The following is a 751-nucleotide window of genomic DNA, read 5'->3' as shown; positions in this document are numbered from 1 at the left end:
ATCTCCACAAAAAAGGCGACTCTAGAGTCGCCTTTTTCTAAACACATTAAGCATCTTTCAATAATACATTATCAAAAAAGCTTAACTAGCCAGTCTCAGATTAAGAGAACTGGTTAGAAGTGTTCTTAGCACCGCCTGCCTTAAGAGCACGCTCACCAGCAAAGTACTCTTTGTGGTCGTCACCGATGTCAGAACCTGACATGTTTTGGTGCTTAACACATGCAATGCCTTGACGGATCTCTTTACGCTGAACGCCAGCAACGTAACCCAACATACCCATATCACCAAAGTAGTTCTGAGCCAAGTTATCAACAGACAATGCAGTCGTGTGATAAGTTGGTAGAGTAATCAAGTGGTGGAATACGTTCGCTTCACGAGCAGTATCCGCTTGGAATGTACGAGTACGTTCGTCAGCAACTGCAGACAACTCAGACTCATCGTATTCAGCAGACATCAGGTTGTTACGATCGTATGCAGATACGTCTTTACCTTCTTCTACCCATGTATCATAAGTTTGCTGACGGAAGTTCAAGGTCCAGTTGAAAGATGGAGAGTTGTTATAAACAAGCTTCGCATCTGGGTGTACTTTACGTACGTCGTCCATCATGCCTTTGATCTCGTGTACAGTTGGTACTGCAGTTTCGATCCAAAGCAAGTCAGCACCAGCATTAAGCGCACCGATACAATCGAATACACAACGCTCATGACCAGTACCTGAACGGAACTGGTATAGGCCAGAAGGAAGACGTTT

The 751-nt window shown here is 44.3% G+C and carries 1 pseudogene; it reads right to left on the bottom strand.

What is annotated here, in order from left to right:
- Positions 1–100: 100 nt before the first annotated feature.
- Positions 101–751 (bottom strand): annotated as a pseudogene (locus A3757_RS02215) (isocitrate lyase); the annotation flags it as partial.

Source organism: Oleiphilus sp. HI0117, assembly GCF_001635235.1.
The sequence above is the reverse complement of the archived record's forward strand: the minus strand, read 5'-3'. Positions and strand labels throughout refer to the sequence as shown.